10 protein-coding genes are annotated in these 14,467 nt (G+C 66.4%); 1 reads left to right on the top strand and 9 read right to left on the bottom strand.

Translation table 11 applies throughout. The features are described from left to right. Window positions 1-98 precede the first annotated feature (98 nt). The 3 genes from H5T74_11660 to H5T74_11670 all read right to left on the bottom strand — a co-directional run bounded on the left by H5T74_11660 (window position 99) and on the right by H5T74_11670 (window position 4,457). Window positions 99-1,163: an acyl-CoA/acyl-ACP dehydrogenase gene (locus tag H5T74_11660; protein ID MBC7231031.1), complete on the bottom strand. Its 1,065-nt coding sequence runs from the start codon at window positions 1,161-1,163 to the stop codon at window positions 99-101. Further along, entirely contained in the window at window positions 1,160-2,644 is a 1,485-nt protein-coding gene (locus H5T74_11665; protein MBC7231032.1) for an acyl-CoA dehydrogenase family protein, read from the bottom strand. The genes H5T74_11660 and H5T74_11665 overlap by 4 nt, the downstream gene beginning before the upstream one ends. 199 nt (window positions 2,645-2,843) lie before the next feature. Next, entirely contained in the window at window positions 2,844-4,457 is a 1,614-nt protein-coding gene (locus tag H5T74_11670) for an AMP-binding protein (protein ID MBC7231033.1), read from the bottom strand. 466 nt (window positions 4,458-4,923) lie between these two features. On the opposite strand from H5T74_11670, the gene H5T74_11675 reads away from it, so the two are divergent. Continuing rightward, complete coding sequence (locus H5T74_11675) at window positions 4,924-5,532, top strand: TetR/AcrR family transcriptional regulator (GenBank protein ID MBC7231034.1); 609 nt, start codon at window positions 4,924-4,926, stop codon at window positions 5,530-5,532. Window positions 5,533-5,657: 125 nt separating this feature from the next. Here H5T74_11675 and H5T74_11680 read toward each other — a convergent pair whose 3' ends face one another. The 6 genes from H5T74_11680 to H5T74_11705 all read right to left on the bottom strand — a co-directional run bounded on the left by H5T74_11680 (window position 5,658) and on the right by H5T74_11705 (window position 14,289). Further along, entirely contained in the window at window positions 5,658-7,319 is a 1,662-nt protein-coding gene (locus tag H5T74_11680) for an AMP-binding protein (protein ID MBC7231035.1), read from the bottom strand. Between the two features lie 203 nt (window positions 7,320-7,522). Continuing rightward, complete coding sequence (locus H5T74_11685; protein MBC7231036.1) at window positions 7,523-8,794, bottom strand: thiolase family protein; 1,272 nt, start codon at window positions 8,792-8,794, stop codon at window positions 7,523-7,525. Window positions 8,795-8,859: 65 nt separating this feature from the next. Further along, on the bottom strand, window positions 8,860-9,270 hold the full coding sequence (locus H5T74_11690) for a hypothetical protein (protein MBC7231037.1): 411 nt from the start codon (window positions 9,268-9,270) through the stop codon (window positions 8,860-8,862). A gap of 407 nt (window positions 9,271-9,677) precedes the next feature. Beyond that, the gene (locus H5T74_11695; protein MBC7231038.1) at window positions 9,678-12,365 is read right to left on the bottom strand and encodes an FAD-dependent oxidoreductase; all 2,688 of its coding nucleotides are present in this window, start codon (window positions 12,363-12,365) and stop codon (window positions 9,678-9,680) included. Window positions 12,366-12,938: 573 nt separating this feature from the next. Further along, window positions 12,939-13,658, bottom strand: coding sequence for an enoyl-CoA hydratase/isomerase family protein (locus H5T74_11700; GenBank protein MBC7231039.1), 720 nt, complete (start codon window positions 13,656-13,658; stop codon window positions 12,939-12,941). A 100-nt stretch (window positions 13,659-13,758) separates the two neighbouring features. Continuing rightward, window positions 13,759-14,289 carry a hypothetical protein gene (locus tag H5T74_11705; GenBank protein ID MBC7231040.1) on the bottom strand — a complete coding sequence of 177 codons (531 nt, stop codon included), beginning with the start codon at window positions 14,287-14,289 and terminating at the stop codon, window positions 13,759-13,761. Window positions 14,290-14,467: the final 178 nt, after the last annotated feature.

Below are 14,467 nucleotides of genomic sequence, written 5' to 3' on the forward strand. Positions count from 1 at the left end.
GACCTCGCATTCCTTGCAGGCGCCTACCTCGCCACGCCCCGCTCACCGCCGCCCGCACCGCGCCCCTCCGCGATGAGGCCGGCTCTTTTCCCGCGGGCTCAGGAGCCCGACTCCGCCATGTCCAGGAGGCGCAGCAGCTGCTCCTCCTCGGGGCGGGGGAACATCTGGCAGTACTTGGCATCCCGCATCAGGCGCTCCATGCCATAATCCCGCATGTATCCGTATCCGCCGTGGATCTGCACCCCGTCCATGGCCGCCTGGCAGGCGTTGGCCCCCGCCCTCCTCCAGGCGATGATGGCCGGGGCCAGGTCCTCCACCCCGCTGGCGCGGCGGATGAGCGCGCGCCCCTCCTCCATGGCGCAGAGCATGCGGGCCAGCATGAGGCGCATGGCCTGGTGCTCGATGATCAGCTTCCCCGCCTGGTAGCGCTGGCGCGCGTAGTCGTAGGCCTTTTGGAAGGCCTTGCGCACGATGCCGTTGGCCACCGCCGCCAGTCCCAGGTAGAGGGTCCTCTCGGTGGCCGCCAGCGCCTCCCTCTCCGACCCGTCCAACACGAAATGAGGCTCGGCGCCCTTCATCTCCAGGGTGGCGAACTCGCTCACCCGCCAGCCCAGGGGATAGGGGTCGATGCGGGTCTCCACGCCGCTCGCGCCGACGCGCACGTAGGCCGCCTTCCTTGCCTCCCCGGAGCCTGCGAAGAGCAGCACCGGGGCGCCCTCCATGACGTTGAAGACGAAGGGGGCACTGCCGCTCACCTTCCCCTCCTCCAGGACGGTCTCCCCGGCGGTGGCTGCGGTGCACAGGGGACGTCCCCTGGTGAACTCCTCCACCAGGTCCTTGCGGTCGGAGTAGACGAGGGGAACCAGGGCGGCGTTGTGGAAGAGGAGGGCAGCGGCGAACCCCGCGCTCTCCACGGCGCTTTCCTCCAGGGCCACGCAGAGGGAGTAGAGGTCCACGCCCTCTCCCCCCAGCTGCTCGGGCACCAGGGCAGCCAGCATGCCCATCTCCCCGGCCTTTTCCACTGCCTTCCACAGGAGCGGAGAGTCCACGGTGTTCTCGAGGTCATCGGCCACGGGGGCCAGCTCGGATACGGCGAAGTTCAGGGCGTTGCTGCGCAGCACCGTGTACTGTTTGGACTCCCTGGCCCAGGGCACTCCGATCATGCCATCACCCCCTTCTTCAGCGGGCGGGGGACTTCCACCCGCAGGGTCTCCTCGAACCGGATGTTGTTCACCACCAGCCGGTTGAGCTGGTTGGTGCCCTCGTAGATCTGGGTGAGCTTGGCATCCCGGTAGCACTTCTCCACCCAGCGGCGCTCCTCGGAATCCTCCGGCCCCATGAGGCTCAAGGCCCGGGAGCAGAGCTCCATGGCGTTGTCCGCGCAGGAGAACTTGGCCAGGGAGGCCGTCTCCAGCAGCTGGGTCATGTCCTCGTCCTTCAGGTAATAGCGCAGTATGGCGTTGATCATGGCCTTCCCATAGTAGGAGTTGAGGAAGTTGCGCATGAGAGGCATGGTCCTGAGGGAGGAAGGCAGTCCGAGGGTGAGGTTCATGATCGGGTTGTCCAAGGCCTTGCTGAAGATGCCGTCCCCCAGCATGGCATTGCTCATGTACAGACCGCGGTTCTCCTGGATCATGCCCCACATGTCCGCCAGGGCCAGGCGGATACGGTCCTCATCGATGGGGCGCTTCCCGTTGCGCTTGGTCTTCGCCCAGGCCAGGAAGTGCTGGAAGGCTCCCCGGGCGATGCCGGTGGCGATGGACCCCACCGGACCGCGCGATGCGGCCATGATCATGAGGATGCCGTTGCCCATGCCGTCCCCCTCGTAGCCCAGTACGTGGGAGTCGGGGACGAAGACCTCCTCGAAGAGGAGTTCCGCGGCATGGGAGGCGCGCTGACCCATCTTGAGCTCCACGCGCGGTGTGGAAAATCCTTCCATGTCCCTCTCCACTAGGAAGGTGGTCCAGGTCTGCAGGGGACGGCTGCGGTCCAGGGCGGCGCAGACGGTGAAGTACTTGGCCTCGCTGCCGTCGGAGATGAAGCATTTCCGCCCGTTGAGCACGTAGCCGCCCTTGACCTTCTTGGCCTCCAGGGAGAGCTTGGCCTTCTCCAGGTATTCCGGCTCCTCCACGTCCGTCCCCGCCGAGGGCTCGGTGATGGCGTAGGCCATGGTCACCGGCTGTTCCCTGAGCTCCCCCTCCACGATCTCCTTTAGCACCGTGTCCCAGTGGGCCATGGCCCCCGAGGTGACCAGCGGGGCCACCCCCAGGCTGTGGGCCCCCACGGCCAGGGCGATCCCCGAACACCCGGAGCACAGCTCGTCCATGAGCAGGGAGGTGTTGGTGACCATGAACTCCCCGGCTATGCCTCCCAGCTGTCTGGGGATGAACAGGGAGAGGAAGCGGTACCTGCAGGCCCGGCGCATGATCTCCCAGTCGAAGTACTCCGGCTCCCTCTCCATGCGCATGTCCAGCTCCAGGGCCCTCGGCACGGCGAAGGTGCGGTTGAACTCCTCCGCCTTCTCGATGAGGCCGATGGTCTCGCGTATCCCCTTCTTCCGTCCGCTCTCCCAGAGCATGCGCAGGATGGGAAAGTCGCGGAAAAGCCTCCTGCCCGTCTCGCTCAGTTCCTGACCGATCATCATACCCCCTTCCTCACGGGTTCCCCCTTCCGAAACCGAATACGGCTGCCCCGAATTCCGATCGGGGCCGCTCTTTCCCGGCCGTCCACATCTACCGGCAGTGCCGGCGCCTTCCTCCCTCCCGCCGCACCCCGCCGGGCCAGCGGAACCTGTCCGGGAACGCGCGACCGCGCCGGCGGCACCCGCGCGCTCTCCTATCTTCTCAGACCTGGAAATCCTCCAGGCGATAGACGTTCTCCGCCTCCGGGGAGAATTGGTCCCGGAGCACGCGGTCGAGGTACTTCTCCGAGGCGCTCTTAGGGATCTCCTCCACCACCTGGATGTAGGAGGGGATGGCGTTGCGCTCCAGCCCCTTCACGGCCTGGCGGAAGATCTCCTCGGGGTCGATGGTCCTCCCCTCGAAGGGCGCCACCGCCGCCACCAGGTCGCTCTCTCCCGGCGCGCCGGAGGCGGCGGGGATGCCGTACACGCACACCTCGGAGACGTCGGGATGCTCTCCGATGACCTTCTCCACATAGGAGGGGATGATGAACTCGCCCGCCCGGCGCAGCCCTCCTCCCTCCTTGCGGTAATCGAAGAACAGCCAGCCCTCCTCGTCGCGGTGCACCATGTCGCCGGTACGCAACCAGCCCCCCCGCGTCTTCTCCTCCGAGTCCTTGGGGCGGCCGTAGTACTCCACCTCGGGCTTCTGGGTCACGGCGCGCATGAGCAGCTCCCCGGTGACGAAGGGCGGCACCTCGTTGTCGTTCTCGTCCACGATCTTGTACTCCATGAGCCCCTCGATGGGCTTCCCGAAGGAGCCGATGGGTCCCTGGCCGATGGGCTTGTAGGCGAACCCGCCCTCCACCGCCCCGTACCACTCCAAGATCTTGACGTTGAACCTCTTCTCGAAGGCCTCCCAGATGGCGATGGGCGTCCCCGCGGAGATGACCACCTCCACCGGGTTGTCGGCGTCGTCGGGACGCGGCGGCTCGTTGTAGATGCCGGACATCATCCCGCCCAGCAGCGAGAAGGTGGTGCACCCATACTTGCGACAGATGTCCCAGATGCGGCTCTTGGTAAAGCGCTGGCTGATCACCGCCGGGATGCCCAGGGCGATGGCGGACATCAGGGTCACCGCCTGGGCGTTGCCGTGGGTGAGGGAGAGGCCGGTGTAGAGCACGGAGTCCTGGGTGTAGCCCCACACCATCTGCGCCAGCGCCGTGTACATCACCGTGCGCGTGGCCTTGATCACCACCCCCTTGGGGTTTCCGGTCACCCCCGAGGTGTAGATGATCTCCATGGGCAGGGTGGGGTCGTCCACGCGGTCGGGCAGGTCGAAGATTTCCGGCCCCTCCAGCAGCTCGTTGATGGTGGGGTACTTGTTGGCCAGGTCGGGGTCGGCGTCCGGTTTGAGGTTGAGCCAGATCCTCTCCAGGCCGCTGATGCCCACCGCCGCCGCCTCCACCTCGGGGAGGAGGTCGGCGGTGGTGATCACCGCTTTGGCGTTGCTGTTGCCAAGCATGTAGGCCAGCTTCTCCCCCTTGGAGCGAGGGTCTATGGGCACCACGATGCATCCCAGGGGAGCCGTGGCGGACATGGCATAGACCACCTCGGGATGGTTGCGCATCACCAGGGCCACCGCGTCCCCCTTGCCGATCCCGCTCTCCCGCAGCCCCTTTGCCACTTTGAAGCTGTTGGCCACCAGCTGTCTGTAGGTGAGGGGCTCGTCGGGGTAGAGGCCGCCGTTCTCGAATATCAGCCCCACGAAATCAGGCTTCTCCTCCATCCTCATCTCCAGTTGATGGAAGATAAGAGCGGGGTTCCTTTCACCCATCCTCATCACTCCTTTCGTGTGACCCTGCTCTCCGAAGGCACCGATCGCCGTCACCAGCGGCCCGCCGGCAGGTGCCCCCTTTCCCTCCATGCGTCCGGGGCCTCAACCGCGAGGCGGTCTTCCGCCTGCGCGGCAGACTCGCTCCGGAAACACCTTGTCCCGGAAGCCCGGCAAACCGTGGCGGCATCCGCCCGGACCTCGCCGCTCTCGCCCCGCCCGCCACGTGTACTTCGCGGACCACGAGAAACAGGGATTCCTTTTGCTTTGCCTCATCTCGTCGCCGCCGCAGCCAGAACCGGATATGGTATAACATACCCTGGTATGATACCATGGTATCCATAAAGGTCCGCGCCGTCAAGGGAGATCTCCGCAAGGGTAGGCCGGGCACGGGCGGTAGGAAGGAGGCGCGTGGTTCCGGCGCCGGGATAGGGGCCGGAGGGAGCTCATGGAAAGAAGAGGGCAGGACATGGCGAAAAGGAAGGAGACGCCGAGGACGGAAAAGGGACAGCAGACGCGGCAGGCCATCTTCGACACCGCCATCGACCTCTTCGCGAAAAAGGGCTACGACAAGGTGACCGTGGACGACATCTGCACCCGGGTGGGGGTCACCAAGGGGGCCTTCTACAACCACTTCCGCTCCAAGGACCAGATCATCCTGGAGGAGTTCATGCGCATGGACGAGCACTACGTGCGCGTGGCCGAGGAGATCTCCGCCCTGCCCACCAGCCTGGAGAAGCTCAGGGCCTTCAACCACGCCGCCATCACCCTCATGTCCGACATCGGGGTGAGGCTGATGAAGGTCCTCTACCATTCCCAGATCGCCCCCCATATGAACCGACCTTACCTGGCCGACAGCAGGCGCTACCTCTACCGCATCACCAACCAGCTCATCCGGGAGGGCCAGGAAAGGGGCGAGATCCGCGACGACATCCCCAGCGAGGAGATGGCCTCCATGTTCATCGACTGCTTCCGCGGTCAGATCTACCACTGGTGCCTGGCCAACGGCTCCTTCGACCTGGTGGGGACCTGCGACCTTCTCATGCAGCTTTTGCTGGATAGCCTGAAGCCCCGCTGACCTCCCGGGCCCCGGTCTTCGTTCGCATATTTATTCGTTTGCATACTTATTTCAAACTTATTTCAATCCCCGATGTTCCTGACCTGGAACCGGCCGCCTTCCGCCGGTGGACCAAAGGCCCGTCCTCACTCCAGCTTGAAGACGTTGTCGGCGTCGGGGTGGAAGGCATCCCGCAACACGCGGTCGAGGTGTTTCTCCGAGGGGCTCTTGGGGATCTCTTCCACCACCTGGATATAGCTGGGAACGGAATTGCGCTCCAGCCCCTCCAGCGCCGCCTTGAAGATGGAGTCGGGGTCTATGGCGCGCCCCTCGAAGGGGACCACCGCCGCCACCAGGTCGCTCTCCCCCGGCGCGCCGGAGGCGGCGGGGATGCCGTACACGCACACCTCGGAGACGTCGGGGTGCTCCCCGATGACCTTCTCCACCAGGTCGGGCTTGATGAAATCGCCCGCCCGGCGCAGGGCGCCTCCCTTGCGGTAATCGAAGAAGAACCAGCCCTCCTCGTCGCGGTGGACCATGTCCCCGGAGCGCAGCCAGCCGCCGCGCATCTTCTCCTCCGAGGCCTCGGGTTTTTTGTAATAGTCCACCCTGGTCTGGGTGAGCATGCGGCTCACCAGCTCCCCTGTGACCCCGGGCGGGACCTCATTGTCCTCCTCGTCCACCACCTTCATCTCCACCAAGCCCTTGATGGGCTTGCCGAAGGAGCCCACCGGGCCCTCGTCGATGGGCTTGTAGGCGAAGCCTCCCTCGATGGCCCCGTACCACTCCAGGATGCGCACCCCGAAGCGCCGCTCGAAGTCCTCCCAGATGGCACGGGGGGTGCCGGCGGAGATCACCTTGCGCACCGGGTTGTCGGCGTCGTCGGGACGGGGCGGCTCGTTGTATATCCCGGACATCATCCCGCCCAGCAGCGAGAAGGTGGTGCAGCCGTGCTTGCGGCAGACGTCCCAGATGCGGCTCTTGGTGAAGCGCTGGCTGATCACCGCCGGGATGCCCATGGAGAGCGCCGGGAAGAGGGTCACCGCCTGGGCGTTGCCGTGGGCGAGTGAGAGCCCGGTATAGAGGACGTCGTCGGGCTTGTAGTCCCATACCAGATAGCCGAGGAGGCAGTACATGGCGTTGCGGCGCGAGTCCAGGGTCACCCCCTTGGGGTTCCCGGTGACCCCGGAGGTGTAGATGATCTGCACCGGGAGCGAGGGGTCCGTGGAGATATCGCCCGGTGGCGAGGCGACCTGTCGCTCCAGCATCTCGTTCACCGTGGGGTAGCGGCCAGCCAGGGAAGCGTCCGCGTCCGGCTTGATGCTCAGGTAGATATCCTTCAGGTTGGGCGCCTCCCTGGCCGCCGCCTCCACCTCCGGCAGGAGGTCCGCGGTGGTCATCACCGCCCGCGCGTCGCAGTCCGCGAGCTGGTAGGCGAGCTTCTCGCCCCTGGCGCGGGGGTCGATGGGCACCAGCACCGTCCCCAGCATGGAGCAGGCGGCGAGGGCGTAGATGAACTCCGGGTGGTTGCGCATGACCATGGCCAGTTTGTCGCCGCGCTCGAAGCCCGCCTCCGCAAGGCCCCTGGCCAGCCGCAGGGAGTTCCCGTACATCCTGGCGTAGGTGAGGTGGTCGTCCTCGTAAAGACCCCCGTTGTCGAAGATCACCCCCACCCGGTTGGGGTCGCTCTCCGCCCTCATCTCCAGCAGCCCCGAGAAGACCCCCTTGTGCTTGAGGAAACCCGAGCCCGCGACTCCCTTGGCCACGCGCTTCAGGGTATCCGCCTCCGAGAGGAGTTGCAGGATCATGTACAGGCGCGGGTTCTTCCTCTCCAGTTCCTCTATTAACGCCATCTCGTCACCCCCTTCGACCCCAATCCGTCCTCGCATGCCCATGCGAGCCCATGACCCGTGCGGGCCCCACGGGTCATGGGCTCGCACCATCCCTGCCGCGGCGCAGGTGCGGCACCCGATCGCGGCCTGCCCGGCCGTTTCAGCCGCGCACGATGCCCTTACGCCGTCTTATCCACGCGCTCCATTATGTGTATGCACATGGCGGCCTCGCCGGTGCCTATGAAGCCGCCCCCGTTCTCCGCCAGCGCCAGCCTGGCCCCCTCCACCTGGCGCTTTCCGGCCTCGCCGCGCAGTTGGGTCACCAGCTCCACGATCTGGGCGATGCCCGAGGCGCCGATGGGGTGGCCGCGGCACTCCAGTCCCCCGGAGGTGTTCACGGGCAACTTGCCCCCCAGCTTGGTGGCGCCGGATTCCGCGAAGGGACCCCCTTCCCCTTCCCCGCAGAACCCCAGCTCCTCCGTCTGCAGCAGCTCTCCGAAGGCGGTGGCGTCATGCACCTCCGCCACGTCGATATCCTCCGGCCCCACCCCGGCGATCTCATAAGCCTGCCTGCTCAGCCGCGTCCCGATGAGGTCCATCTCGCCGCTTTCGGGTATTCCCCCCGAGGTGAGCACCGACGCCAGTATCTTCACCGGTCGCGCGCCCGGGAAGCGTTTGAGGGCCTTTCCGGAGCAGAGCAGCGCCGCGGTGGCGCCGTCCCCCATGGGAGCGCACATGGCGCGCGTCAGGGGATAGGCGACGGGCCGGTCGTTGAGCACCTCCTCAACCGTCATGTTCACCTGATACTGCGCCAGGGGGTTGAGGGAGGCGTGGTAGTGGTTCTTGGCGGCGATCACCGCCAGCTGCCGCTGCGTGGTGCCATACTTTTCCATGTGCATGCGGGCGGCCATAGCGTAGATGTCCATGAAGGGGGAGCGACCGCCTCCTCCCCCGCTCTTGGCCGTCCCCTCGCCGGAGGCGGCGGCCTCCGCCGCCTTCCGCTGCTCGTCCGCTTTGAAGGCCTCGAGGATGCCGCGGATGAACTCCACGTCGGTGTTGGACATGAACATCTCGAACATGGCCTGCTTGTCCTCGGGGTTGTACATCTTCTCCACCCCGATGGCCAGGGCCACGTCGTAAGCCCCCGCCTTGATGCCCAGGTAGGCGCCGTTCATGGCGCTGGTGGCACCCGCGCAGGCGTTCTCCACGTTCATCACCGGTATGCCCTGGATGCCCAGGGGGGTGAGGGCCACCTGGCCGCGTATGCTGTGCTGGCCCGTCACGATGCCCCAGAAGGAATTGGAGAACCACGCCGCCTCGATGTCTTTCTTCTCCACCGGGCAGTCGGCCAGCAGGCTCTCCAGCACCTCCTGCGTCATCTGCTTGACGCTCTTCTCGGGATACTTCCCGAAACGGAACATCCCCACGCCGATGATGTACACGTCGTCCATACCCGCCTCCTTCGTATGTTAGATACTCTGGTATCATACCATGGTATCTAAACTCCGCGTCGCCATCAACCCCCGCCACAGGCGATGACCGGTGCCATCCCCGGGCTGTGGGCGGCGATGGCCAGCCCGATCCCCCCTCCACAGGCGGAGCCGAGCTCATCCGCCACCGGGGCCATACCGGTCACCATGTGCTTGTTCGCGAGACCGCCCACCACCTCCAGGGTGGCAAGGGATAAGAAGAAGTATTCGCGCGCCTCCCGCATCATCTCCCAGTCGAAACATCCCGGCTCGCGCTCCACGCGCCCATCCGGCTCCGGGACGCGGGGAAGAGCCGCCGTGCGGTCGTATTCCGCCGCTCTCTCCACTAGGTCTATCAACCACTCGATGCCTTTGCGGTCTTGCCCGTAAAGGGCTCCCGGCGCCGGGAAATCGCGGAGCAGCCTCCTCCCTCTCTCGCTCAAGGCAGTCGCGGCCATCCCCCTCCTTTGTCGTTTCTCATAATCGCTCGCCCCGCCGTCGGCGATGCAAAAGGCGCTACCCGAAACCGGATTTTCCCTTGTCCCCCGCCTTGCCCTTGGGAGATGGATTCCGTTTCTCGCTCAAAGGGCTTTTCGCTCGCTATGCCCTTTGCGACATGCCTCAGACGTAGATCTCTCGTTTCCTGCGTCATCCAGCCCCGGACAGGGAGATTATAACCTGTCACCTGGAAACCGAACAATCTGTGGATTCCGTTCTGTTTGCAGGGCTCCGGCCTGAGACGGTATATCGTCCCATCCCGCCCAATGGACTGCTTCGCGGAAGCGACGGAGCCGGCCGCAGGTGGGAGCGACGATGTCCCGTTGCTGAACGGAGCGCAGCGAGGTCCATGCCCGGCGCGCATACGTCAGCGAGCAGGACCTCCGGGGTCGGGCTCAGAATGTCCCATGTCCGGGGCTGACCCCATTATGCGGAGGTCCGAGAGGGGGTAGCTCATGCAGGGGTGGATGTATCCAAAACGCTCGTCCGCCCAGCGGCGCCGCACGCGGACGGGCGCGAACACCTCTCCCGATATCAGCCGCGTGCGGCAGTAGGTGCACTCGCCGGAACGGCACACCGCCTCCACCGCCAGCCCCGCCCTCTCCATGGCGTTCATCAGCGGCTCCCCCGCCCGGGCCCGGAAGGAGACGCCGCTCCTCTCCTCCACCACCTCGAACTCGGCGCGGGGGTCGAGTCCCGGCCACCCTTCCTCGGCGGTGACGTCGTCGGGGGGACCGTAGGCCTCCTTCTTCACCCGCAGCCTCGGCACGCGGAGGGCTTCCAGGGCCGCCTCGCAGAAGGGGTACATCTCCGCCGGGCCGCAGATATAGAAGGTCTTGCCCTCCACGCCGTCCAGGACGCCGGAGATCATCTCCGCGTCGATGAATCCGCACAGCCCTCCCCAGTCCTCGCCGGGCTCGGAGATGATGAAGTCGATGTCGAGGTTGTCGTGCTCCGCCCCCAGCCGCGCCAGTTCCCCTCGGAAGATGATGTCCTCGGGGTCGCGGGAGCCGTAGAGGAGGTGGATACGCAGGGGGAGCCCTTTCTCCGCCGCCTCGCGCATCATGGACATGAAGGGGGTCACGCCGCTCCCACCTGCCAGGAACACGAGGTCCGAGCCATCGGTCAGGGGTTCATAGTAGAAATTACCACATGGCCCCGTGGACTCCAGCACCTCCCCCACCGCCAGCTCGTCGAGCAGGAAGGGCGATACGAAACCGCCCGCCTTGCGACGCACCGTGATGTCGTAATAGGGCTTGCCGGGGGCCGAGCTGATGCTGTAGGGGCGCGAGGTCCTCACTCCCCCGACCTCCACGAAAAGGTTGATGTACTGCCCGGCCCGGAACGGGGGCAGACCGCCTTCCACGGGGACCAGCCGCAGGGTCCTGGAGCTGGGGGTCTCCTCGATGACCTCCGACACGCGCAGGCGCAGCCTGCGGGGATGCAGCGCCGAGGCCTGCCTCTCCACCAGACGCGGCTCCATGGCGATCTCCGGGGCTTCCGCGGCCTGGTTCAGGCAGAAGCCCATGAGCTCCTCGACGGCGGCCGCCCCCATACCTCCCTTCTCCATGTCCTCGAGCACGTTCTCCGCCGCCGTGCGCCCGGAATCGATGCAGGGCTGGAAACCGCCCCCCACGCGCACCCAGGCGCCCGCGAAATAGAGGCCTTCCAGCGGCCCGCGGTTGGGCAGACGCAACACCGTGCCCTCGGCGGGGGAGTTCTCATACCCGTACACCGCACCCTCCACGTTGCCGGTATAGCGCAGGTGAGTGAGGGGGGTGGCGACCTCGACCACCTCTATGTGGTCCCTGATGCCGGGGGCCACGCGCTCCGCGAGGTCGAGGAGGCGCGAGGCCAGGGCGTTCTTGGCCTCCACGTGGCCCTCCGGGGAGAGGGTCAGCCAGGTGTCCCCGTAACCCACGGCGGTGAGGGTCACCACGCCGGTTCCCGGGGGCGAGAATTCGGGATCCACGATGTTGTAGGGCGCCACCGCGAGGCCCTTGGGCTGGTATACCGCGGCGCCTCGAGCCGCCCGGTAATGCGACTCGAAGTCGTAGTCGAGGTTGAACATGATCTCGTGGTTCTCCAGGCCGAGGTCGCGCACCGGACAGTCCAGCCCCAGGAAGACGGTGAAGAGGGAGGTGCCTATCCTCCCCCATCCCAGGCGCTTGAGGTACCAGGAGGGTATGGCGTCGCGCCCCACCAGGTCCAGGCAGGTGGAGATGGGGTTGGCGTTGCTCACCACGTAGGAGGTGGCGATCTCCGTGCCGTCATCGGCCACCACCCCAGTGACCTTTCCCCCCGAGGTGAGGATGCGTGACGCCCCGTTGTTCAGCCACACCTCGCCGCCGCGCTCCAGGATGGACTCCACGAAGGCCTGGGAGAGGGCCTGGCTCTTCCCCTTGACGTGCACGGGGCCGTATCTCAGGTAAGTGGCGTTGGCGATGGCGAAGAGGAGGAAGGAAAGCCGGGAGGGCGGCAGCCCGTAATACCCCCACAGCTGGGCGATGACCGCGCGGGCCCGTTCGTCCTTCACCTCGGCGTTGAGGACGTCGGCGAGGCTGGCGCCCGCGTAGGTCATGAGGTTGGCGAAGGCGGCGGGGTTCTCGGCCATGGCCTGGGGGGAGAAGGCGGACACCTCGTCCAGCATGGCGAACATGAGGGAGGTGAATTTCCTGATCCCCTCCGCCTCGGCGGGGAAGTTCTCGCACAGCACCTCGTCGTAGGCCTCGCGCTCGGCGGGCATCACCAGGTCGAGGTCGGGGTAGGCGCTGCGGTAGAAGTCGGGGATGTCCAGGAACTCCACCTTCTGGGCCACGCCGATCTTTTCCAGGGAATACCACAGGGGTCCCCTGCGGCCCGCGTGCCCCAGGCCGGAGAGCTCGTGCAGCGAGATCTCGAACTCGAAGCGTCCCCTGCAGAAGGTGGACGCGTAGCCGCCCGGCACGCAATGACGCTCCAGCACCAGCACCCTGCGCCCCGCCGCCGCCAGGTTCGCCGCCGCGGAAAGCCCGCCCAGCCCAGCGCCCACCACCACGACATCGTAATCTCCCATCTCGGATCCCCTCCCGCGCCTTCTCTTGCCACGCCTACCGGGTCTCGCCGCCGGCACTACACCTGGAAACGGCGCTCCAGGTCCTTATCCGGCGGGCATCCCCCTTGACGCCCGCATCATGCAAGGCCGTGACCGCAACCGCATCTACCTGTCGTCGCTATATAGGCTACCCCATGTCGGAAGGGATAAACCTCTTCGGGGCAACGCCTCAACCGCTCGAGATCGCCCCCCGCCCGGCGCAGCGCTGTAAAGCATGATAAGGCATCCGACCATCGGTCTCAGGCCGTCGAGAGGCGGGCAACCACCGGTTCGGCACGGGCAGGTCCGCGGGCGCCTTTCCGCCAACGGAGAGAGACCTGCTCGCAGGCCCACGGGCCTTCGCCTCCGCGGCGGCCGTTCCGGGGAGTGCCCGGACGACCGCGGCCTCCCTCTCCCTTGATCCCGGCCGGGAGAACGGGAATCCGGGTCGATCACTCCTTCCCGATGTCCCTCTTCTGGCTCTCGGGTGGGGCTCCCGCAAGCATCATGCCCGCCATGTACAGGCTCTCGATGAGCAGCACCTGGTTGCGGTCCTCAAGGCGCAGGGTGTCGCGCAGGCTGCATGAATTGAGGCCGATGCTGATGGCGTCCTTGGTCATGCGCAGGGCGAGGGGAGGCTTCTCGGCCATCCTGCGCGCCATCTCCATAGCCCGCTCCAGCAGCTCCCCGGAGGAGTAGAGATGGTTGACGAGCCCGATGCGGTAGGCCTCCTCGGCCTCGATGACCCTGCCGGTGAGTAGCATCTCCGCCGCCATCCCCCAGCCCACGATGCGCCAGAGGAAATAACTGGAACCCATGTCCGCCCCTCCCGTGCCGATGTTGATATAGGAGGCGCAGAACTTGGCCTGGGGGGGACGCGATGCGCACGTCGGCGGCCATGGCGAAGCTCAGGCCCGCCCCCATGGCCGCCCCGTTCACCGCCGCGATCACCGGCTGGGGACAGGCGCGCATCTTCTCCACGATGCTCGAGAATCGGAGCTGCCCGCGCTGGATGGAGTCCCCGCTGATCCCCTCCGCGGCGAACCCTCCCTGCAGGTCGGAGGCCTCCTTGAGGTCCAGTCCGGAGCAGAAGCCGCGCTCTCCCGCCCCGGTCATCACTATCACCCGGCAGTCCTGCCTGCCCTGCATATCCTCCCAGAAGGAGTTCAGCTCCTCTAGCATCGCCGCGTTCACGGCGTTGAGGCGCTCGGGGCGGTTCAAGGTCAACAGCCCGATGGCCTCCTCGAGGTCGAACTTCAGGGTCTGGTAGGTCATGTGCTCTCTCCCTCCCTCGCTGTAGTGACCGCCGCTCTCGGCACCGGGAAACGCCGCCGCGACCCCCCGTCACCGGCCATGGCCGCTTCCCCGCGAGAGCTCACAGCTTGATGTCGATGTCGCCGCTCACCTTTCCGATGGTGATCTTAACCGCCCCGTCCGCGGGCTCCACGATCACCGCCGTGAGCTTGCCCTGCGCGTCCTGGAATATCCAGGTGGTCTCGGCGTCTCCTCCCGACACCGGTTCCCCCAGTTTCCCCCTGTACCAGTCCACCACCTTGCCGATCTTGTCCCTGGTGGTGAACTCGGCCCCCGTCACCTCGAGCTCCTTTTCGCCCGAGGTGGTCCTGCCGCTCACCCCGCTGCCGGGCACGTAGGCGGCCTTGGGGTAGATGGGCGCCCCAAGGGACTCCTCGCTGGGAACCTCCTCCTGGACCTCGATGGTGGACTGGCCTTCCTCCCCCTCCAGGGTTATCTTCCCGCTTTCCCCCTCGCCGCCCTGCTCGACCTCTATCTTGCGCTCGCCCCCCTCCGCGGGGGTTTCCTGCCCGCCCCCGCCGCCGCAGCCCGCGACAAGCACGAGCGCGCACAGGAGGGCCGCGAGTACCGCCGCTGCCGTTTTCCCGCTCATCCCGTCTCCTTAACTCCTGCCCGGAGAACGCCGGGTCGCCGCCCTTTCCCGTCAGGAAGAAGTATAACCCACGCCGGTTCCCCGCCGCACCGGGGGCGGAGGGTCGAGGGTGAGCGGATGGCGCGGACGTCCGGAAAAGGCGCGCCGCGGATGGCCTCCTGCGCGGATAACGGTTAGA

It is taken from the genome of Actinomycetota bacterium (genome assembly GCA_014360645.1).
Lineage (GTDB): Bacteria > Actinomycetota > Geothermincolia > Geothermincolales > RBG-13-55-18 > Solincola_B.

What these genes read in the sequence shown, in the direction of transcription:
- H5T74_11660 (MBC7231031.1), bottom strand. Translation starts at nt 1,163, where the DNA reads ATGATCGGAGTGCCCTGGGCCAGGGAGTCCAAACAGTACACGGTGCTG.
- H5T74_11665 (MBC7231032.1), bottom strand. Translation starts at nt 2,644, where the DNA reads ATGATGATCGGTCAGGAACTGAGCGAGACGGGCAGGAGGCTTTTCCGC.
- H5T74_11670 (MBC7231033.1), bottom strand. Translation starts at nt 4,457, where the DNA reads ATGGGTGAAAGGAACCCCGCTCTTATCTTCCATCAACTGGAGATGAGG.
- H5T74_11675 (MBC7231034.1), top strand. Translation starts at nt 4,924, where the DNA reads ATGGCGAAAAGGAAGGAGACGCCGAGGACGGAAAAGGGACAGCAGACG.
- H5T74_11680 (MBC7231035.1), bottom strand. Translation starts at nt 7,319, where the DNA reads ATGATCCTGCAACTCCTCTCGGAGGCGGATACCCTGAAGCGCGTGGCC.
- H5T74_11685 (MBC7231036.1), bottom strand. Translation starts at nt 8,794, where the DNA reads ATGGACGACGTGTACATCATCGGCGTGGGGATGTTCCGTTTCGGGAAG.
- H5T74_11690 (MBC7231037.1), bottom strand. Translation starts at nt 9,270, where the DNA reads ATGGCCGCGACTGCCTTGAGCGAGAGAGGGAGGAGGCTGCTCCGCGAT.
- H5T74_11695 (MBC7231038.1), bottom strand. Translation starts at nt 12,365, where the DNA reads ATGGGAGATTACGATGTCGTGGTGGTGGGCGCTGGGCTGGGCGGGCTT.
- H5T74_11700 (MBC7231039.1), bottom strand. Translation starts at nt 13,658, where the DNA reads ATGACCTACCAGACCCTGAAGTTCGACCTCGAGGAGGCCATCGGGCTG.
- H5T74_11705 (MBC7231040.1), bottom strand. Translation starts at nt 14,289, where the DNA reads ATGAGCGGGAAAACGGCAGCGGCGGTACTCGCGGCCCTCCTGTGCGCG.